Origin of the sequence: Streptomyces sp. NPDC088194 (assembly GCF_040702025.1) — a bacterium.
Classification (GTDB): domain Bacteria; phylum Actinomycetota; class Actinomycetes; order Streptomycetales; family Streptomycetaceae; genus Actinacidiphila.
Genome location: NZ_JBFBIV010000125.1, coordinates 1 through 20,333, shown reverse-complemented (window position 1 = coordinate 20,333; position 20,333 = coordinate 1). Strand labels below are relative to the sequence as shown.

Sequence of the window (20,333 nt, the reverse complement as noted above, 5' to 3'; positions counted from 1 at the left end):
CCGACATCCGGCGGGACACCTCCGCCGCGATCCTGTTCGTCAGCCACGACATCGCGCTCGTGGGCGAGTTCTGCGAACGGGTCCTGGTGATGTACACGGGCTCCCGTCCGTCCCCGGGCGGCATGCCCCGCCCGCAGTCCTCGGGCCCGCGCCCGAACCCGGGCATGATGCCGCAGCGCCCCGCGCCCTCCACGGGCGGCCGTCCCGGCGGTCCCGGTGGGCGTCCCGGCGGCGGCCCCGGTGGCCGTTCCGGCGGTCCCGGTGGGCGTCCCGGTGGCGGCGGCGGCTTCGCCGGCCGTCCGGCCGGTCCCGGTGGCGGCGGTCGTCCCGGTGGCGGCGGTGGCGGCTTCGGCGGTCCCCGTCCCGGTGGCGGTGCCCCCGGCGGCGGTGGCGGCTTCGGTCCGCGCCCCGGCGGCTTCGGCGGACGTCCGGGCGGCCCGGGTGGCCGTGGCGGAACGCAGGGCGCCTTCGGTCGCGGCCCCGGTGGCCGTCCGGCCCGAGGCCGTAAGAGCAAGCGTCAGCGGCGCCAGGAGTACGAGGCCATGCAGGCCCCGTCCGTGGGCGGCGTGCTGCTGCCCCGCGGCAACGGCCAGACCGTGCGCCTGTCGCGCGGTGCCTCGCTCACCGACTTCGCCGAGAAGATCAACGCCAACCCGGCGTCGCTCGTCCAGGTGATGTTGAACCTCGGCGAGATGGTCACCGCCACCCAGTCGGTGTCCGACTCCACCCTGGAGCTGCTCGCCGGCGAGATGAACTACGTGCTGGAGATCGTCAGCCCGGAGGAGGAGGACCGCGAGCTGCTCGAGTCGTTCTCCATCGAGTTCGGCGAGGACGAGGGCGGCGAGGACGCCCTGGTCTCCCGTCCGCCGGTGGTGACCGTCATGGGTCACGTCGACCACGGTAAGACCCGCCTGCTCGACGCGATCCGCAAGACCAACGTGGTCGCGGGCGAGGCCGGTGGCATCACCCAGCACATCGGTGCCTACCAGGTCGCCACCGAGGTCAACGGCGAAGAGCGCGCGATCACCTTCATCGACACCCCTGGTCACGAGGCGTTCACCGCCATGCGTGCCCGTGGTGCGAAGTCCACCGACATCGCGATCCTCGTGGTCGCGGCGAACGACGGTGTGATGCCGCAGACGATCGAGGCGCTCAACCACGCCAAGGCCGCGGACGTACCGATCGTGGTCGCGGTCAACAAGATCGACGTCGAGGGCGCCGACCCGACGAAGGTGCGCGGTCAGCTCACCGAGTTCGGCCTGGTCGCCGAGGAGTACGGCGGCGACACCATGTTCGTCGACATCTCCGCCAAGCAGGGCCTGCACATCGACAGCCTGCTGGAGGCCGTGGTCCTGACCGCGGACGCCTCGCTCGACCTGCGGGCCAACCCGAAGCAGGACGCGCAGGGCATCGCGATCGAGGCCCACCTCGACCGCGGCCGCGGCGCCGTGGCGACCGTCCTGGTCCAGCGCGGCACCCTGCGGGTCGGCGACACCATGGTGGTCGGCGACGCGTACGGCCGGGTCCGGGCCCTGCTCGACGACAGCGGTGCCAGCGTGGAGGAGGCGGCTCCGTCGACTCCGGTGCTGGTGCTCGGTCTGACCAACGTGCCCGGCGCGGGCGACAACTTCCTCGTCGTCGACGAGGACCGCACCGCCCGGCAGATCGCCGAGAAGCGTGCTGCCCGCGAGCGGAACGCGGCGTTCGCCCGCAAGGGCCGCAGGTTCTCGCTGGAGAACCTGGACGAGGCGCTCAAGGCCGGTGAGGTGCAGGAACTCAACCTCATCATCAAGGGCGACGCGTCCGGTTCGGTCGAGGCGCTGGAATCGGCACTGCTCCAGCTCGACGTCGGCGAGGAGGTCGACATCCGCGTGCTGCACCGTGGCGTGGGTGCGGTCACCGAGTCCGACATCAACCTGGCGACCGGCTCCGACGCCATCGTCATCGGCTTCAACGTGCGCGCCGCCGGGCGTGCCACCCAGATGGCCGAACGCGAAGGCGTCGACGTCCGCTACTACTCGGTGATCTACCAGGCCATCGAGGAGATCGAGGCGGCGCTCAAGGGCATGCTCAAGCCCGAGTACGAGGAGGTGGAGCTCGGCACCGCCGAGATCCGCGAGGTCTTCCGCTCCTCCAAGCTCGGCAACATCGCCGGTGTGCTGGTGCGCTCCGGCGAGGTCCGGCGCAACACCAAGGCCCGCCTGCTGCGCGACGGCAAGGTCATCGCGGAGAACCTCAACATCGAGGGCCTGCGCCGCTTCAAGGACGACGTCACCGAGATTCGTGAGGGTTACGAGGGCGGTATCAACCTCGGCAACTACAACGACATCAAGATCGACGACGTCATCGCCACCTACGAGATGCGGGAGAAGCCGCGCGGCTGATCCCACGGCTCGCCGACGGCGGGCAGCACCACCGGTCCGGGGCCGGTCGACGGCAGAAAAGCCGTCGATCGGCCCCGGCCGTCGCCTGTACCGTTCACAGTCATGTATGTAGGAACGCTCCGCTTCGACCTGCTGCTCGGTGACGTACGGTCGCTGAAGGAGAAGAGGTCCGTCATCCGCCCGATCGTCGCCGAGCTGCACCGCAAGTTCGCGGTGAGCGTGGCCGAGACCGGCGACCAGGACCTCTACCGCAGGGCCGAGATAGGGATCGCGACGGTGTCCGGCGACCTCGGGCACGTCAAGGACGTACTCGACCGGTGCGAGCGCTGGATGGTCGCCCGCCCGGAGGTGGCTCTGCTGTCGACACGGCAGCGTATCCACGGCGGCGACGACGACTGACCGGACGACGGACCGAACCAACCGAGTGAAGAGAGAAGAACACGATGACCGACACCGCGCGGGCGCGAAAGCTGGCGGACCGCATCCGGGTCGTGGTCGCGGAGACCCTTCAGCGGCGGATCAAGGACCCGCGGCTGGGGTATGTGACGATCACCGACACCCGGGTCACCGGTGACCTGCGGGAGGCGACGGTCTTCTACACGGTCTACGGGGACGACGAGGAGCGGGCCGCCTCCGCCGCCGCCCTGGAGAGCGCCAAGGGCGTGCTGCGCTCCGAGGTCGGCCGGCAGACCGGGGTGCGGTTCACCCCGAGCCTGGCGTTCGTCGCCGACGCGCTGCCCGACAACGCCCGCACCATCGACGACCTGCTGGCCAAGGCCCGCGCGGCCGACGAAGAGGTGCGCAAGACCGCCACCGACGCCCAGTACGCCGGCGAGGCGGACCCGTACCGCAAGCCGGCCGAGGACGACGACCTCGACGACGAGGCCGGCACCGAGGGCGCGGAAGCCGCCTCGGACGACGACGGCCCGGCCGCCGCGGCCGGCGACGAGGACGGTCGCACCCAGGCATGAGTCCCAGGAAGGAAGGCCCGTCGGGCTTGGTCGTCGTCGACAAGCCCGGCGGGCTCACCTCGCACGGCGTGGTGTCCCGGATGCGCCGGCTGGCCGGCACCCGGCGGGTCGGCCACGCGGGCACCCTCGACCCGATGGCGACCGGTGTGCTGGTGATCGGCGTGGAGCGCGCCACCCGGCTGCTCGGCCACCTCGCGCTCACCGAGAAGGAGTACGCCGCCACCATCCGGCTCGGCCAGTCCACGGTCACCGACGACGCCGAGGGCGACGTCACGTCCGAGGCGTCCGCCGCCGAGGTGACCCGGGCCGCCGTGGACGCGGGGGTCGCCGCGCTCACCGGGGCGATCCTCCAGGTGCCGTCCAAGGTCAGCGCCATCAAGGTCAACGGGGTGCGGTCCTACACCCGGGTGCGCGAGGGCGAGGAGTTCGAGCTGGCCGCCCGGCCGGTGACGGTCAGCGCCTTCACCGTGCGGGAGACGCGGGTGCCCGACGGCGCGCCCGGCCTGCTGGACCTCGACGTCACCGTGACCTGCTCCTCCGGCACGTACATCCGCGCGCTCGCCCGCGACCTGGGCGCCGGCCTCGGTGTCGGCGGCCACCTCACGGCGCTGCGCCGCACCCGGGTCGGGCCGTACGACCTGACGGGGGCGCGCACGCTGGAGCAGCTGGAGGAGTCCTTCGAGGTACTGCCGATCGAGCGGGCCGCGGCTGCCGCCTTCCCCCGCTGGGACGTCGACGCCGACCAGGCCCGGCTGCTCGGCAACGGGGTCAGGATCGGTACTCCGGCGCTCGGCGCGGGCACCCACGCGGCCTTCGGGCCCGACGGCAGGTTCCTCGCGCTGGTCGAGGAGCAGCAGGGCCACGCGAAGATCGTGGCGGGCTTCGCGCAGTAGCCGGCAGGGTGCGGGCGGGTACGGCGACGTCTCGCGTACGCCTGCCCTGCCGGGCGCGGGGAGGTCCCGCCGTACACCGGCTCTGACACGTGCGGGAGGTCCCGCCGTACGCCTACGTCTACGCCTGCCCTGCCGTGCGACGGGACCGCCTGTCCCCTTGGCGGCCCCGCCCCACGACCCCCTCCAACCCCCCTGAGCTGTCCTTGTCCACCCGAGCCCCCGAAATCACCCGGATGGCCGGGCGCTCGGAGTGAACGGAGGGTCGCACGGGGGGCGCGTTCTTCCGGCGATCTTGGCGCCGGATCTTCCGCCACCTACCGTCGATAGCGGGACGAAACGGGGCGCAGGGGGGCGCGGGCGGAGTGGGGGAGAGCCGGTCATGGCAGCGGTGCGCAGTGGTGGCAGGACCCGGGCGTGGGCCGGGTGGGCCGGGCATGCCGGCGAACAGGCCGGCGGACGAACCGGCGCGCAGGACGGCGCGGGCGGCGCGGGCGGTGGCGCGGGCGCGCTGATCCGGGTCTGCGACCTGGCCGGACGGCCGCGCGGCACCGGCTTCCTCGCCGACCGCGACGGCACGCTGATCACCAGCCACGAGGCGGTCGACGGCCTCGCGCGACTGGTGCTGCACGCCCCCGGCGAGCAGGTGTGCCTGGTCGAGGCCGAGGCGGTCACCCCGCTGCCCGGGTGCGGGCTCGCGCTGGTCGCCACCGAGGGCCTCGACGTACGCCCCCTGCCGATCGCGCCCGCGGGTCCCGGGCACCCCGAGCGGCGGGCCGTGCTGCGGCTGCCGCAGGCCGCCGCGGCGACCGTGCTGGGCACCACCGCGGTCACGTACACCGCGACCGACCGCTTCCATCTGATCGAGGGCGTCTACGAGTTGGCGCTCGACGGCGCCGACCTGGCCGAGGCGGGCCCGCAGGCGTCCGGCACCCCGGTGGTCGACGCGGCAACCGGCGCCGTCCTCGCGGTGGTGGTGACCGCCCTGCACGCCGGGCACCGCGCCGGCGGCTTCGCGGTGCCGCTGCACGCCGCGTCTTCGCCCCCTCCGCTGGCCGAACTGGTCGCCCGGGCCGCCGCGACCGTGCCGGCGTACGGCCCGCACCTGAACCTCGCGGGCGCCCTGCACCTGGCCGCCACCAGCGTCGGCTCGGCCGGCAGCGCCCCGGAACCCTGGCGCGACCCGGTGGCCAGACCCCGGATCGCCGCCGCGCTCGACGACTTCCTCGGCCGCCGCGGCGAGGCCGCGCCGCTCGCCCTCGGCCTGGTCGGCGAGCCCGGCACCGGCCGCAGCACCGAACTCGCCGCGCTGGCCGCCCGCCGCCACGAAGCCGCCCACCCGGCCCCGACGGTCTGGCTGCGCGGCGCGGAGCTGCGCCCGGGCGACGGCAGCGTCAAGGACGCCGTGGAACGCGCGTTGCGCACCGCCGCCCGGGTGGTCAGCGCGGCCGACCACGCCCCCGGCGAGCCGCAGCACGCCTCGCTCGCGTACGGCATGGCCGATCCCACCGAGGACGTCGCTGTCCTCGCCCGCACCGCCGGCCGCCCCCTGGTCGTCCTGCTCGACGCACCCGAGGAGATGCCGCCCGTCCTCGCCCACGAACTCGCCGGGTGGGCCGCCGCCACCGCCGGCTGGCTGCGGACCAGCCGGACCCGGCTGGTCGTGGCGTGCCGACCCGAGTTCTGGGAACAGGCCGGCGCGATGCTGCCGGCCGAGCTGCTGTACGTGCCGGGGGCGCGCGGGGGCGAGGGCGCGGAGGCCGAACCCGGCGCGCCCGTACGGCCGTTGCCGCCCTGCGTGCGGCTGGGGGACCTGGCCGGGACGGAGGCGGCCGAGGCCCGCGAGCGGCACGGCCTGCCCGACGCCGCCCTGCGCCCCCGGGACGCCGGGCACCCGCTCACGCTGCGGCTGCTGTCCCAGGTGCGGGCCGCGCTCGGCGAACTCGCCGAGGAGGGGCCGGCGCCGAGCCGCGCGGAGGTGTTCGCCGCGTACCTGGACGCGGCGTGCCTGCGGATCGCGGTGCGGCTGGGCGCCGCGACACCGACCTCGCCGCCGGTACGCGGCCGGGGGCTGCGCCGGCTGGCCGCCCGGGTGGCCGGGCAGGCCCACGAAGCGGCCCGGCGCTGCCTGGGCCCGGGGCAGGGGGAGCTGGACCGGGAGGCGTTCGAGGAACTGTTCCCGTGGCGTACGGGGTGGGCGTCCGCGGTGCTCGCCGAGGGCCTGCTGGTGCCGGCCGGGGCGGGATACCGCTTCGCACACGAGGAGTTCGGCGACTGGGTCCAGTCCCTCCACCTGGACCTGGCGACGGCCCTGAACGCCCTGGTGCACCGCTGGTCGCCGTCCGCCGGGCACCCCGTGCCGCCGCTCGTGCCCGGGGACGCGCCCGTGCGGCTCCCGTCGCGGGCGGGTGGGCGGTCCGCCGGGGCCGGCGGCGGCTCGGGGGCCGGCGTTGGGGTGTACGGCGGGGCGTACGGCCGGTCGGTGCCGGTGCCGCCGGTGCCGCCCGCGCCGCCGGTCGGCCCCTCCGGCCGCCCCCGCTCGCTGCCCGTGCCGAGGCACCGGGCCGGGCCGGTGGTGGGCGCGCTGCTGCTCGCCTCTCCGGAGTCGCGCGCGGCGCATCTCGGGGCGCTGGTCGAGGTGCTGGACGACGGGCGGCCCGGGTGGCCGGGACCGGCTCGCCCGCCGGTGCGGCCGGTGGGTCCGCCGACCGCGGCCGCGACTGCGGCCTGGGGCCGCCATCCGGCCGGACCGGAGCCGGAAGGCACGGACCTGGACGCGGACACGGTGCCCAACGTGCGGGGCCGGGCGCTCGTCCCCGCGCGGGTGGCGGAGCCGGCGCCGGGGGAGCCCTGGGGGGCCGGGCGGGCGTCGCTGGTGCCCGCGGTGGCGCCCGGCGCGGACCGGCGCCGGACCGAGGCCCAGTGGTGGGCCGCGCACCTGCTGCGGGAGGCGCTGCTGCGGGTGGAGGACGCCGGGCCCCTGCTGCCCGTACTGCGCGCGCTGGCCGGGCGGATCGTGGTGCGCTCGATCGCGGCCGGCGGTTTCGTCCCCGAACGCCTGGGCGTTCTGGGCGAGTTCGGGCCGTGGTTCTGGCGGGCGGTGCCGCTGGCGGAGCCGGACCGGCTGGAACTGCTGAGGGTGCTGCTCCCGGCGGACGGCCCGCCCGGCGCCGGGCGGGAGGACCGCTTCCTGGGCGTGGTGTCGGATCTGGTGCGCGAGCAGGGCGGGCAGGCGGTGCCCGAGGTGTGCGGGTGGTTCGACGACGACCGGCCGCTCCAGGCGGCGCACCCGTTCGCGGTCGGCGGGCGCCTCACCGTCGCCTCCGCCGCGCAGGCGCTCCTGCACACCCACAGCCGCCGCGCCCCCGACGCGCTGACCGAGGCGCTGGTGGACGCCGGGCACCCCGGCGCCGACGCGGTGCTCGTCGCGCTCGCCGAGGACCATCCGGGAGCGATCTGCCGGGCCGTCGACCGCTGGGCGCACGACCCGCGCCCGGACCGCCGGGTCGCCGCCGCCACGTACGGCGCCCGGGTCGCGCGCTTCGCCCGCGGGCCCGCCGATCGCGAACTGCTCCGGTACGCGGCGCTCGCGCTGCTCGCCCGGGCCGACGAAACCGGTCTGCACGGCGCGGCGTTGGGAGTGCTGGTCCGCGACCCCGCGACCCGGGTGCGCTATCTGCCGGCGGCGCTGCGCGGGTTCGCCGCGGGCGATCCGGGCCTCGCGCCCGACGCGCTGGTCGAAGCGATGGACACGCACCCCGAGATGGTGCTCGACGCGTTTCGGACGAGGTTGCGCGCCGCGGGCGGTGACGGTGGCGAGAGCGAGAGCGAGGGCGCGTGCGAGGGTGTCGGGGAGGGTTCGGCGGGCGCCGCGGCCGGGCGTCGTACGGCGTTGCGGGCGGCCGAGGTGCTGGCCGCGCTCGCCGCCGTCAGGGAACCAGTGCTCGCGCGCAGGGCCGCCGTCCTCGTCCAGGACCACCTCCAGCAGCACCCGGAGGCCGCGCCCGACGTCGCCCGCTACCTCGACCTGCGGCTCGAACACGGCCCCGGCGCAAGGCCGTTGCTGCGCACCCTCACCGCCGCCCTGCTGCGCGACCACCCCGCACCGATCAGGTCGGCCCTGCTGCCGGTCTTCGCCACCCCCGGCACCCACCTGTCCCAGCCGCTGCGCCACGAACTGCTCGACGCCGCCCTGGAGACCGAGCGCGACCCCGACGTGCTCGCCGCGCTCCTCTCCGCCGCGGCCCTCGCCGCCCCCACGCAACACCCCCTGCTCACCCGCGACCTCGTCCACCGCCTCGCCCTGCTGCTCACCCGCACCCCCCAGGGCGCCGCCCGCTTCGACCGCACCGTGGTCGCCCTCGCCGCCGAGCACCCCTCCTTCGCCCACCTGCTGCGCACCTGGCTGACCGACACCACCTGGGACACCCTGCTGGGCCCGAGCGCCCGCCATGACCTCCTGGTCGCCTCCTGAGCCCGCCCGGCCGCCGCGTCCACCGTTGCCCTCGCGCGCCCAACTACCCGCGCCGGCCGCCGGGTTCTCTGTCCCGACGGTGGGGATGGCCGGAACGGATCGGTCGGAGGGCGCCGGAGGCGACACGTCGGCGACGGCGGAAGGTCTGGGCGGTGAAGAAGCGTTGCCCTGACGGGTAGGGGCCGTTGAGGGCGGTCGCGCGACCCGCGACCGGTTCCCGGAGCAACCCCCAAGGGGGTGGCGGCCGCCGGAAGGAGCTGGCAATGGGCATATGGATCGAGGGGATTGACGGGAACGACGGGAACGACGGGATCGACGCCATGGCGCTGGCGGTGGCGCCGCTGGACAGCGTCGTGGCCGCCGATCCGTCCGTGGCCGGGGCAAAGGCGGCGAACCTCGCGCGGGCGGCCGCCGCGGGCCTGCCGGTGCTGCCCGGCTTCGTCCTGGTCGCCGCCGACCGGGCGCCGGGCGCCCCGGCGGGGACCGACGCGCTGCGGGCGGCCTGGGAACTGCTGGTGGCGAGCGAGGCGAGCGGGGACCGTACGGGCGGCCCGGGTGGCCCGGGCGGTGCGCGCCGCACGGGCAGCGCCGGCCGCGCAGCCATCGACACGGCGCCCACGGCGGGCGGCGGCGGCCCGGGACCTCACGACCCGGCCGCGCTGGTGGTCCGCTCCTCCTCCGCGCACGAGGACACCGAGGACTCCTCGATGGCGGGCCGGTTCGACTCGGTGCTCGACGTACGCGGCTGGGAGGCGTTCACGCGGGCGGTCCGGCAGGTGCTGGACTCCGCGCTGCGGGCGGCGCCGGACGGCGACGCGGGCGCTGCCGACCCGCTGCACGGGATGGCGGTGCTGGTGCAGCCGATGCTCAGGGCGGCCGCCGGCGGCGTGATGTTCGGTGCCGACCCGGTGGAGGGCAGGTACGACCACATCCTGGTCAGCGCGGTCACCGGCGGCCCCGACCGGCTCGTGGACGGCAGCACCCAGGGCGTGCGCTACCAGCTCACCCGCCGCGGAAGGCTGTTGCACACCGAGCCGGCCGCACCGCACGGCACCGGTCCGCTCGGCCGCCGCCGGCTGGCCCAGCTCGTCCGGCTGGCCCGCCGTACCGAGAAGGTCTACGGCGGCCCGCAGGACGTCGAGTTCGGCTTCGACGACGGCGGGCGGCTGTGGCTCTTCCAGGCCCGGCCGATCACGGCGATGGCGGCCCGACCGGCCAGGGGAGCGCGGCTGCTGGGCCCCGGACCGGTCGCCGAGACGCTGCCGGGTGTCCTCCAACCCCTGGAGGAGGACCTGTGGCTGGCCCCGATGAACCAGGGCCTGACCCTCGCCCTGGACATCGCGGGCGCCGCGCCCCGCCGCAAGTTGCGCAGGCTGCCGGTCGCCACCGCCGTGGACGGCCGGGCCGCCGCCGACCTGCTGCTGCTCGGCGCGGTGCCCGCCGCCCACCCGGTGCTGAACTTCATCAACCCCGCTCCCGGCGCCCGGCGGGCCGCCGCGGCCTGGCGGGTCGGCCGGTTGCGTACGGCGCTGCCGCTGCTCGCCCGCGACCTGATGGCCGACGTCGACCGCCAGTTGCACCACTTCACCGCGCCCCGGCAGATGCTCAGCGGCGAGCTGCTGACCGCGGTCGCCTGGGGCCGTACGGTGCTCGCGTCGCTGCACGCGCAGGAGTCGCTGGCCGGCGCGCTGCTGGACACCGATGCCGGGAGCACCGCCGCGGGCGAGGCGCTCGCCGTGCTCGCCGAGGGCCGTGAGAGCGGCCGCTCCGACCTCGAACTGGTCCGCCGGCACCCGGTGTTGCTGACGCTGCTGCCACCCTCGCTCGGCAAGCGCCCCGACCTGCCGGAGCACGTCGGCTGGAACGGCGTGCCGCGAGGCGTCGGTTTCCTGTCCGTACGGGAGGGGCTGCGGCTGCGCATCCGGTGGGTGCAGGAGATGCAGACGTCGATGGTGCGCGAGATCGGCAGCCGGATCGACACGCACTGCGCGCCCGAAGAGCGGGGCCGGATCGCCCGGCTGCGCTGGCGTGAGCTCATGGCCGTGGCCGACGGCGGCGCCCGCCCCACCGGCCTCGCCGAGCGCTCGCCGCGGCCGGAGACCGCGCCCTTGCCCGCGGCCTTCCGGATCGCCGCCGACGGGAGTCCGCAGGCGGTGCGCATCGGTCGCGGCGGCGGGGGTCGCGGTGCCGACGGCGGCGGTCAGGGCGCGGGCGGCGGCCACGGCACCGGTACGGCGTGGGACGGCGAGGGCCCGCGCCCGCCGCACCCGGTCCTGGTGGTCCGCACGCTCGACCCCGCGCTCGCGCCGCTGCTGCCCGGCCTCGCCGGGCTGGTCGCCGAGACCGGCAGCGTGCTGTCCCATCTGGCGGTGCTGGCCCGCGAGTATCACGTGCCGACCGCCGTGGGGGTCCCGCGGGCCGTCGAGCGCCTCACCCCGGGCACGGTCCTCACGGTGGACGGGGGGACCGGTGCGGTGGGGACGGTCGAGGCGCCGTACGCCAGGCCGGCCGCACCCGCACCCGTAGCTGATCCCGTACCCGTACCCGTACCCGAACCCCTCGCCGTATCCGAGCCGCCGGCCGAGCGGGCCGCCGAACCCGTTCCCGTGGCCGCACGGACCGCCCCACCGCCGGACTCCACCGGGCCCACCGGGCCCACCGGTCCCGACGGCGACGCGCGGGGCAAGGGCGAGGGAGCGGCGGCATGAAGTACGTCAGCTACCTGTTCGGCGGCCTGTCCACCCTCGCCGCCGCGATCTACCTCGTCGTCTACCTCTACCGGTGGGAGTGGCAGCGCGCCGTGCTCTGCGGGGTGCTGCTGCTGGCCGTGGAGGGCTTCCTGGTGTGCGTGATCCTGCTCGGCCGGATGGGACGGCTGGAGCGCCGGCTGAACGACTCGGACGCCCGTGCCGAGGAGATAAGGCGGCGGCTGGAGCACTCCCGGGAGCAGTCCGCCACGCACCCCTTCCGCTGGCTGGGCGCGGACCAGCGGGACGGCGCCGGGCGCGGCGACGGCAGCACGGGGACGTTCGTCTTCGTGCCGATCCTGATGGTGACCGGTGCCGCGCTGTCCGGCGTGGCCTGGGTGATCCAGCGGATCGCGGCCGCCACCGCCCGGCCGGGGGCCGAGCGGCGCCTCGCCGGGCGGCTGGCGCCGCTGGCCGCGCCCGCGGGCGGAGTGCACGGCACCGTCCCGCAGTTGGAGGACCAGCCCGCGGTGCCGCCCGCGCGCAGGCTGCGCGTGCTGCTGTCCGTGGTCGGCGCGGTGGCCGCGGTGGCCCTGCTGATCTGGGGCGTCCACGCGCTCGCCGACGCCACCGAGACGCGGGAGGAGGCGCGGCCGAGCGCGGCGGCCACCACCGTCGTCTTCCAGGTCAAGGTGCATGGCAGTTCCGGCGCCGCCGCCCGCGAACTGGCCGCCCGCGACCTGTGGGAGGGCTGCCGGCGCTCCACTTCCGCGCCGAGCCCCGACGCGAGCCTGGGCGTGCTCTCCGACGGCGTCTACGCGGGCGTGATCCGCCCGGCCCTGAGCCCGCACGACGTGATGCGGCTGCGCGGCTGCCTGACCGACGCGACCGCGAACCGCGCCACCGCGAAGATCCTGGGTGACGGCCAGGCCGCCCTCCCGCACTGACGCCTCCTCACCTGGGCACGGCCCCGCGCCGGTACAGCCCTCCGGCACGGTTTCTCCGGCACGGTTTCTCCGGCACAGCCCGGCTCGGACACGGCCGTCCCGGGCCGGCAGCGGGTAGCCTGCTCGTACGGCGTCGCCCCTGGGGAGGGACGGCGGCCACCGTCCCCCGTTTTCCACCCAGGTGGTGAACAGCGCCTTGTCCCAGGCCCCTCCTTCGCCTTCCCTGTCATCTTTCGCCTCGCCGTCGCCGTCGTCGGCGCCCCCGTCTCCGTCGTCGGGCCCACCGCTCGCGGCCGCTCCCGCGCTGCCGGTCCCGGCGGCCGCGGCGATCCCGGTCGTCTGGTCCGGGCGTGTGCTGGTCCGCCGCGCCGCCAAGGTGCTGGTCTGCTGCCTGCTCGGCTACGGCGTGCTGTGGGCGGGCGCGGCCGGGGGCATGCTCGCGCTGACCGCGTGGGCCCGCCAGGACGCGTCCGGCGGCCGGCACACCCCCGCCGGGATCAACCACTTCCTCAAGGTCGACGGCAAGGTCTACCGCGGGTCCGCGCCCACCGCGGCCGGCTACCGCGAACTCGCCGCCGACGGCATCCGCACGGTGGTGGACCTGCGCGCCGAGGACCTGTCCGCCCGGGAGGTGGCGCTCCCCGCCCGGGCCGGGCTGACCGCCGTCCGGTTGCCGGTCCGCGACGGCCAGACCCCCACCGAGCGGCAGGTCGACGACTTCCTGCGGATCGTGAAGGCGTCCGACGGACCGGTCTACGTGCACTGCGGCGCGGGCGTCGGCCGAACCGGTGTGATGATCGCCGCCTACCTGGTGCGTACCGGGCAGGCCACCGCGGAGCAGGCCGCGGTGCGGACGGTGGCGGTCGGCCCGCCCTCCGTCGAGCAGGTCTACTACGTCCTGCACGCGGGGCGGCACGGCAGCCGTCAGCCGCCCGCCCTGGTCAGCGGGATCAGCCGGCTGCTCGACGCGCCCCGCCGGATCAAGGCGTCGCTGTGAGGCGGCGCCCGGCGGCATGGCAGGCTTGTCCGTAGCGCGGGCGCGTGCCGCGTGGGCCGCGGGCACGCGGTGACGGAAGACAGCGCGAAGAGCAGGGCGAAGACAAGCGCGCGAACCAGCGTGCAGACAGCGAAGACACGGCCGGACAGCAGTCGAACAGCAGAAGCGGAGCGTCAAGGTGCAGCGGTGGCGGGGCTTGGAGGACGTTCCCGGTGACTGGGGCCGCAGCGTCGTCACCATCGGGTCGTACGACGGTGTGCACCGCGGCCACCAGCTCATCATGGGGCGGGCGGTGCAGCGGGCGCGCGAGCTGGGGCTGCCGTCGGTCGTGGTCACCTTCGACCCGCACCCCAGCGAGGTGGTCCGCCCCGGCAGCCACCCGCCGCTGCTGTCCGCGCACCACCGCCGGGCCGAACTCGTCGCGGAACTCGGCGTGGACGCGCTGCTGATCCTCCCGTTCACCAGCGAGTTCTCCAAGCTGACGCCGAGCGAGTTCGTCCGCACGGTGCTGGTCGACGGCCTCCACGCCAAACTCGTCGTGGAGGGGCCCAACTTCCGCTTCGGCCACAAGGCCGCCGGCGACGTGGACTTCCTGTCCGCGCTCGGCCTGAAGTACGACTACGACCTCGAAGTGGTGGACCTGTTCGTGCGCGGTACGGCCGGCGGCGGCGAGCCGTTCTCCTCCTCGCTGACCCGGCGGCTGATCGCCGAGGGCGACGTCGCGGGCGCCGCCGAGGTGCTGGGCCGCCCGCACCGGGTGGAGGGCGTGGTGGTGCGCGGCGCCCAGCGCGGCCGCGAACTCGGCTTCCCCACCGCCAACGTGGAGACGCTCCCGCACACCGCGATCCCCGCCGACGGCGTCTACGCGGGCTGGCTGCACGTCGAGGGCGAGCCGATGCCCGCCGCGATCTCGGTCGGCACCAACCCCACCTTCGACGGCACCGCGCGCACCGTGGAGGCGTACGCCATCGACCGGGTCGGGCTCGACCTCTACGGCCTGCACGTCGCCGTCGACTTCCTCGCCTACCTGCGCGGCATGGAGAAGTTCGACACCGTCGAAGCGCTGCTGGAACGCATGGCCGACGACGTCAAGCGCGCCCGCGAACTGGTCGAAGCGGCGGAACCGCCCCGCGCCTGAGGGCGGCGCGGCCGGCAACCGGTCGCAGTACGGCCGGCAACCGGTGGGAGCGCGGCCGGCAACCGGCTGGGGCACGGCAGGCGTTGACGCTCCTGCCGGCTGTCAGTGGTCGCTGCGAGACTTCGGGTATGACCGCGAAGGACTACACGCCGCTCGCCCGGCACATCCAGCTCGCGTCGGCGTCGGAGCGCACCGGCCGACCCGAGCTGCCCCGGACGGGTGGCGAGCGCGCGACGCTGACCGCCTTCCTGGACTGGCACCGGGAGACCTTCGCGCTGAAGTGCGCCGGCGTCGCCGCCGACCGGATGTCCGAGAAGGCGGTCCCGCCGTCGGGGCTGAGCCTGCACGGCCTGGTCCGGCACCTCGCCGGGGTCGAGCGCTGGTGGTTCCGGCAGCACTTCGCCGGTGAGGACCTGCCGACGCTGCACTACTCCGACGACGCGCCCGACCAGGACTTCGAGTGGCTCGACGGCGACGTGGCCGAGGCGCTCGCGCTCTGGCGCGGCGAGTGCGAGCACGCCCGCCGGATCGTGGCCGCCGCGCCCTCGCTCGACGCGACCTGCCGTTCCCTGGTGACGGGCAAGGAGATGTCGCTGCGCTTCATCCTGGTCGACCTCATCGCCGAATACGCCCGGCACAACGGCCACGCGGACCTGCTGCGCGAGCGGATAGACGGTGCGACGGGCTTCTGACCGGGGGCCGGGGCCGGGGCCGAGGGCGGGGGCCGAGAGCGGGACCCGGAGGCCGGGGCCACCGGCCGGGGTAGGAGCCGGCGCCGGGGAGCGGTCAGGCCGGGCGGACGAGGCGGGCCTCGTAGGCGTAGACGACGGCCTGCACGCGGTCGCGCAGTTCGAGCTTGACCAGGATGCGGCTCAGGTGGGTCTTGACCGTGGCCTCGGCCAGGTGCAGGGTGCCCGCGATCTCCGTGTTGGACAGGCCGCGGCCGACCTCGACCAGGACCTCGCGCTCGCGGGCGGTCAGCCGTGCCAGCCGGTCGTCGCCCGACGGGTGGCCGGTGCGGTCGTCCGCCGACGGCAGCTGGTGGGCGAAGCGCTCCAGCAGCCGCCGGGTGATCCGCGGCGCCACCACCGCGTCGCCCGCGGCCACCGCGCGGATCGCGGCGAGCAGTTCCTCGGGCAGCGCGTTCTTCAGCAGGAAGCCCGAGGCGCCCGCCTTGAGCCCGGCGAAGGCATACGCGTCCAGGTCGAAGGTGGTGAGGATCAGCACCCGTGACCGCGGGCAGCTCTCCACGATCCGCGTCGTCGCCTCGATGCCGTCCATGCCCGGCATCCGTACGTCCATCAGCACCACGTCCGGCCGCAGCGCCCGTACCTGGCGTACCGCCTGCGCGCCGTCCCCCGCCTCGCCGACCGGCGTCATGTCCGGCTGCGCGTCGAGCACCATCGTGAACGCCATCCGCAGCAGCGGCTCGTCGTCCACGAGCAGCACCCGGATCGGCGGCGACGCCGTACCCGTGGCATCCCCGCTGCTGCCGTTGCCGCTGCTGTTGTCCGGGTGGCCCGTGCCCACGCCGGTGCCGCCTGCGCCGGTGCCGCCCAGGCCGGTGTCGCCGGTACCGCCTGCGCCGCCTGTTGTGCCCGGCCCGTTCACAGCGCCTCGGGTGTGGCCAGCGCGAGTACCGTCGTGACCTGCCAGCCGCCGCCGGGGCATGGGCCCGCGGTCAGTTGCCCGCCGTAGGCCGCGGCCCGCTCGCGCATGCCGGCCAGGCCGTGACCGGCGGCCCGGGCGGGGGCGGACGGCGATTCCGGCTGGGGCGACCGGCCCGGCCGGTCAGGTCCGTACGGTTCGTGTGGCCCATACGGTTCGTGCGGGTCGGAAGAGCCGGGCGGCGTTACGGGAGGCGTCGTGCCCGCGCCGTCGTCCATGACGCTGACCGCCAGCGCGTGGGGCTCGCAGGACAGCCGCACCTCCGCCCGGGCACCCGCGGGCGCGTGCTTCAGGGTGTTCGTCAACGCCTCCTGTACCAGCCGGAAGGCGGTCAGCTGCGCCGCGGCCGGCACCACGGCGGGCTCGCCCGCGACCTCCAGCCGGGTCGGCAGCCCCGCCGCCCGCACCTGCTCGGCGAGCGCCTCGAGTTGGGCGATCCCGGGCATCGGGTGCCGCAGCGCGTCCGGCTCGTCGGCCCGCAGCACTCCCAGGAAGCGACGCATGTCGGTCATCGCCTGCCGGCCGGTCGACGACGTCTGCCGCATCGCTGCCGCGGCCCGGTCCGGTGACCGCTCCATGGCGAACGCGGCGCCGTCCGCGAGGGCCACCATCACCGACAGGTTGTGCGTCACGATGTCGTGCATCTCCCTGGCGATCCTGGCGCGTTCGCCGGCCACCGCGAGCTGGGCGCGCTGGTCCCGCTCCCGTTCCAGCCGCACCGCGCGATCCTCGAGGAACTCCATGTGCTGCCGCCGGGAGCGCATGTTGGTACCGATCACCGAGGCCGCGAGGGCCATCGCCGACAGCGAGACGAAGCTCGCCACCGCGCGGTCGTGCATCGACCACCGCACGGTGGCGAGCACGATGCCCGACTCCAGGACCGCGAACGCGGCCAGCAGGCGGGCCAGGCCGCCGACCTGGGCGGCCACCGTGTAGAGCGCGACCAGCAGTACCCCGTCCGCCGGTGTCTTCACACCGGCCAGCCACTGCGCGAACGCCACCGTGGCCACCGCGCCGAACACGACCATCGGTGCCCGCCGCCGCCACGCCAGCGGTACGACCAGTCCGCTCTGCACGAGCAGCGTCGGTACCGGGGCGTGGCGCAGCACGCCGTGCTGGAGCGCGGTGAAGAACAGGAACATCCCGAGCGCGAACAGCGCGTCCACCGGCAGGTGTTCGGCCGGTCTCCGCCGCCCCGCCGGACCCCACCCGAACCGGTCCGCGACGGCCCGCACCGCACGGGACACGCCTCCCGCACCGGACACGCGTCCCGCACCCGACGCGTGTCCCGTGCCCGACGAGCGTCCGGCACCCGATGAGCGTCCGGCACCCGTCAGCCGCTTCGCACCGCGCAGCCGTCGCCGGCCGGGCGGGCGGATCGTCGGGACCGATTCGGTCGGCAGGCTCATCGGGCACTCCGGGGACGGGACTTCCGGGGGTGATACTGCGGCGGAGCGGGCACGGAGGAGGCCGGGCCTACGCGTCGCGGCGCTTCAGCAGGACCGCCGCACCGGCCAGCGCGGCGGCGGCGTACGCACAGAAGACCACGAAACCCGGCCACGGGGCGAGCGTGTGACTTTCCTGATGGATGGCGAACACCGACTGCCCGGCCGTACTGGGCAGCCACTGGCTGACATGGTCGCTCCACGAGGTCGGCAGCGCCTCGGCGAGCACCGGGAGGATCATCAGCACCCCGAAGAGGGTGGCGATGCCGCCCGCCGTGTTGCGGATCAGCGCGCCGATCGCCACCCCGAGCAGCCCGACGACCGTCAGGTACAGGGCCGTGCCCAGCACCGCCCGCGGCACGCCCGGATCGGTGAGCGACACCCCGACGTGCCGGGAGGTCAGCAGGGACTGGCCGGCGAGGAACGCCACCAGCGCGGCCACCGTCATGAGCGCCCACACCACCGCCGCGAACACCGCCGCCTTCGCCCACAGCACCGGCAGCCGGCGCGGCACCGCCGACAGCGACGAGCGGATCATCCCGGTCGAGTACTCGCCGCTGACGGTGAGCACACCGAGCACGCCGACCGCGAGCTGCGCGAGGAAGAAGCCGCGCAGGCTGGTCGCCACCGGGTCGAACGTGGCCCGCTCGTGTGGCGCCAGGTGCGGCCAGCGGCTCGCGGTGATCGCCGTGAAGAGCATCCCGAAGCCGATCAGCGCCACCATCGCACCGATCAGCGTCCAGAACGTGGACCGCAGTGTCCGGAGCTTGATCCACTCCGAGTACAGCACTCGTGCCTGCGTGACGCCGGTGCCGCCGCCGGACCGGTCAGGTCCGAGGGCCGCCCCCTCGCCGCTCCCGCCCCGGCCCGCCGGGGCCGCGATCGTGCCCGTACCCGTACTCATGCCGGCTGCCTCTCGGTCTCGTGCCGCGGAGTCTGGTACTCCACGGCGTCCTTCGTCAGCTCCATGAACGCGTCCTCCAACGAGGCCTGCTGCGGGGTGAGTTCGGCCAGCGCGATGCCCGCGTCGGCCGCGATCCGGCCGATCCGGTCGCTGGTCAGCCCGGACACCTCCAGCACCTGCCGGGTGTCGGAGGCCACTGACACGCCCGGTCCGCCCAGCAGGCCGCGCAGCCGCTCGGCCTCGTCCGACCGGACCCGTACCGACCCGCCGCCCGCGCCCGCGACGAACTCCGTCACCGAGGTGTCCGCGATGAGGCGGCCGCGGCCGATGACGATGAGGTGCTCCGCGGTGAGCGCCATCTCGGACATCAGGTGGGAGGAGAGCAGGACCGTACGGCCCTCGGCGGCGAGGTTCTTCAGGAGGGTGCGAATCCACAGCACGCCCTCGGGGTCGAGCCCGTTGACGGGTTCGTCCAGCACGAGCGTGGCCGGGTCGCCGAGCAACGCGCTGGCGATGCCGAGGCGTTGGCCCATGCCCAGGGAGAAGCTGCCGACGCGCTTGCGGGCCACCGCGCTCAGACCGACGGTGTCGAGCACCTCGTCCACCCGGCTGCGGGGGATGCCGGTGGTCACGGCGAGGGCGAGCAGGTGGTGGTAGGCGCTGCGGCCGGTGTGGATGGCGCGGGCCTCCAGCATCGCGCCCACCTCGCGCAGCGGTGCCGGATGGTCGGCGTACGCCTTGCCGTTGACGGTCACCCGGCCCGAGGTCGGCGAGTCCAGCCCGAGGATCATCCGCATCGTGGTGGACTTCCCCGCGCCGTTCGGGCCGAGGAAGCCGGTCACCGCGCCCGGCCGCACGGTGAAACTCAGATCGGCGACGGCGACACGCTCGCCGTACCGCTTGGACAGGGCATGGGCTTCGATCATCGAAGGCATCCTCGGACGATGGGCCGCCGTGCGGCGGTTGGGCGCCCGCTGATGCGAGCTGTTTCCATCGTCGTTTCCCACGGTCCGCCGGGCGACGGCCCACGGGCGGACCTTCGGACGGCCGTGTGCGCCTGCGGGCGGACGGCGCGTACGACCCGTGTCGTACGCCGACCGGGGGCCGGACCGGCGCGGGCCCGGAATACGGCAGGGCCGCCGCCGTGGTGGTCCACGGCGGCGGCCCTCGGTTCGCGCGTCCGCCCTGACGTCCCCTGACGTCCCGGAGTGTCCCGGAGCGCGGGCCGTCAGTGCTGTTGCGGCGGCGCCGGGTATCCGTACTGCGGCGGCTGTCCGGGCTGAGCCGGTTGCCCCGGCTGTCCCGGTTGCCCGTCCTGGCCCGGCTGCGGCCAGCCCTGCTGGGGCTGCGGGGCCTGCGGCTGGGAGGACTCCGGCTGGAACCCCGGCTGGCCCGGCCCCTGCTGTGCCGGCGGGTACGGCTGCGGGGGGCCCTGCGGCGCCGCGCCGTACTGGCCCGGCGGGACCTGGCCGGGCGGCATCGGCTGGGCGGCGCCGTAAGGACCGGGCTGCCCCGGCTGCCCGTACGGACCGGCGGGCTGACCGGGCTGACCGGGTTGGCCCGGCTGTCCCGGGGCCGGGTACGGCTGCGCGCCCCCGTCCTGCGGGCCGCCGTACGGTCCCGGTGGCGGGTACTGCTGCGGCCCGGGCTGGCCGGGTTGGCCGGGTTGGCCTGGCTGCTGGCCCTGGTAGCCGGGCTGCCCCGGCATCGGCGGCGCCTGCACCGGCGGCGGATTGCTGCCGTCCTGTGTCCACAGGCCCTGTGCCTGCTGGGCCCGTACGAAGTCCTCGGCGACCATGGCGGAGAGGTTGAAGTACGCCTCTCGGGT

14 protein-coding genes and 1 pseudogene are annotated in these 20,333 nt (G+C 75.5%); 11 read left to right on the top strand and 4 right to left on the bottom strand.

Annotated features, from left to right (window positions below):
* Positions 1 to 98: 98 nt before the first annotated feature.
* The 10 genes and pseudogenes from infB to AB0399_RS36870 form a co-directional block, all read left to right on the top strand.
* A pseudogene (gene infB, locus AB0399_RS36915) lies at positions 99 to 2,384 on the top strand (translation initiation factor IF-2); the annotation flags it as partial.
* Between the two features lie 102 nt (positions 2,385 to 2,486).
* Entirely contained in the window at positions 2,487 to 2,783 is a 297-nt protein-coding gene (locus tag AB0399_RS36910; protein WP_366414265.1) for a DUF503 domain-containing protein, read from the top strand.
* A gap of 44 nt (positions 2,784 to 2,827) precedes the next feature.
* The gene (rbfA, locus tag AB0399_RS36905; RefSeq protein ID WP_329364111.1) at positions 2,828 to 3,355 is read left to right on the top strand and encodes a 30S ribosome-binding factor RbfA; all 528 of its coding nucleotides are present in this window, start codon (positions 2,828 to 2,830) and stop codon (positions 3,353 to 3,355) included.
* Positions 3,352 to 4,248: a tRNA pseudouridine(55) synthase TruB gene (truB, locus tag AB0399_RS36900; RefSeq protein WP_366414264.1), complete on the top strand. Its 897-nt coding sequence runs from the start codon at positions 3,352 to 3,354 to the stop codon at positions 4,246 to 4,248. Before rbfA ends, truB begins: the two co-directional genes overlap by 4 nt.
* 379 nt (positions 4,249 to 4,627) lie before the next feature.
* A complete protein-coding gene (locus AB0399_RS36895; protein WP_366414263.1) occupies positions 4,628 to 8,719 on the top strand; it encodes a serine protease in 4,092 nt (1,363 codons plus the stop codon).
* A 263-nt stretch (positions 8,720 to 8,982) separates the two neighbouring features.
* Entirely contained in the window at positions 8,983 to 11,427 is a 2,445-nt protein-coding gene (locus tag AB0399_RS36890) for a PEP/pyruvate-binding domain-containing protein (RefSeq protein WP_366414262.1), read from the top strand.
* Positions 11,424 to 12,353, top strand: coding sequence for a hypothetical protein (locus AB0399_RS36885; RefSeq protein WP_366414261.1), 930 nt, complete (start codon positions 11,424 to 11,426; stop codon positions 12,351 to 12,353). The genes AB0399_RS36890 and AB0399_RS36885 overlap by 4 nt, the downstream gene beginning before the upstream one ends.
* A gap of 352 nt (positions 12,354 to 12,705) precedes the next feature.
* Positions 12,706 to 13,350 carry a dual specificity protein phosphatase family protein gene (locus AB0399_RS36880; RefSeq protein ID WP_329364103.1) on the top strand — a complete coding sequence of 215 codons (645 nt, stop codon included), beginning with the start codon at positions 12,706 to 12,708 and terminating at the stop codon, positions 13,348 to 13,350.
* 178 nt (positions 13,351 to 13,528) lie between these two features.
* The gene (locus tag AB0399_RS36875; RefSeq protein ID WP_329364101.1) at positions 13,529 to 14,488 is read left to right on the top strand and encodes a bifunctional riboflavin kinase/FAD synthetase; all 960 of its coding nucleotides are present in this window, start codon (positions 13,529 to 13,531) and stop codon (positions 14,486 to 14,488) included.
* 128 nt (positions 14,489 to 14,616) lie between these two features.
* Positions 14,617 to 15,180, top strand: a complete 564-nt coding sequence (locus tag AB0399_RS36870; RefSeq protein ID WP_366414260.1) for a DinB family protein — start codon at positions 14,617 to 14,619, stop codon at positions 15,178 to 15,180.
* Positions 15,181 to 15,274: 94 nt separating this feature from the next.
* On the opposite strand, the gene AB0399_RS36865 is transcribed toward AB0399_RS36870, so the two are convergent.
* From AB0399_RS36865 to AB0399_RS36850, 4 genes are all read right to left on the bottom strand, one after another.
* The gene (locus tag AB0399_RS36865) at positions 15,275 to 15,943 is read right to left on the bottom strand and encodes a response regulator transcription factor (protein WP_329373837.1); all 669 of its coding nucleotides are present in this window, start codon (positions 15,941 to 15,943) and stop codon (positions 15,275 to 15,277) included.
* 152 nt (positions 15,944 to 16,095) lie between these two features.
* Positions 16,096 to 17,403, bottom strand: coding sequence for a histidine kinase (locus tag AB0399_RS36860; protein ID WP_366414259.1), 1,308 nt, complete (start codon positions 17,401 to 17,403; stop codon positions 16,096 to 16,098).
* Positions 17,404 to 17,632: 229 nt separating this feature from the next.
* A complete protein-coding gene (locus tag AB0399_RS36855) occupies positions 17,633 to 18,505 on the bottom strand; it encodes an ABC transporter permease (RefSeq protein ID WP_328470140.1) in 873 nt (290 codons plus the stop codon).
* The gene (locus AB0399_RS36850) at positions 18,502 to 19,431 is read right to left on the bottom strand and encodes an ABC transporter ATP-binding protein (protein WP_328470142.1); all 930 of its coding nucleotides are present in this window, start codon (positions 19,429 to 19,431) and stop codon (positions 18,502 to 18,504) included. The genes AB0399_RS36855 and AB0399_RS36850 overlap by 4 nt, the downstream gene beginning before the upstream one ends.
* A 305-nt stretch (positions 19,432 to 19,736) precedes the next feature.
* Between AB0399_RS36850 and AB0399_RS36845 the strand changes: the two genes are divergently transcribed.
* Positions 19,737 to 20,333 (top strand): hypothetical protein (locus tag AB0399_RS36845; RefSeq protein ID WP_366414258.1); only part of this gene is annotated, 597 nt, incomplete at its 3' end.

Coding starts and splice junctions, on each gene's coding strand:
- AB0399_RS36910 (WP_366414265.1), top strand. CDS start 2,487: ATGTATGTAGGAACGCTCCGCTTCGACCTGCTGCTCGGTGACGTACGG.
- rbfA (WP_329364111.1), top strand. CDS start 2,828: ATGACCGACACCGCGCGGGCGCGAAAGCTGGCGGACCGCATCCGGGTC.
- truB (WP_366414264.1), top strand. CDS start 3,352: ATGAGTCCCAGGAAGGAAGGCCCGTCGGGCTTGGTCGTCGTCGACAAG.
- AB0399_RS36895 (WP_366414263.1), top strand. CDS start 4,628: ATGGCAGCGGTGCGCAGTGGTGGCAGGACCCGGGCGTGGGCCGGGTGG.
- AB0399_RS36890 (WP_366414262.1), top strand. CDS start 8,983: ATGGGCATATGGATCGAGGGGATTGACGGGAACGACGGGAACGACGGG.
- AB0399_RS36885 (WP_366414261.1), top strand. CDS start 11,424: ATGAAGTACGTCAGCTACCTGTTCGGCGGCCTGTCCACCCTCGCCGCC.
- AB0399_RS36870 (WP_366414260.1), top strand. CDS start 14,617: ATGACCGCGAAGGACTACACGCCGCTCGCCCGGCACATCCAGCTCGCG.
- AB0399_RS36855 (WP_328470140.1), bottom strand. CDS start 18,505: ATGAGTACGGGTACGGGCACGATCGCGGCCCCGGCGGGCCGGGGCGGG.
- AB0399_RS36850 (WP_328470142.1), bottom strand. CDS start 19,431: ATGATCGAAGCCCATGCCCTGTCCAAGCGGTACGGCGAGCGTGTCGCC.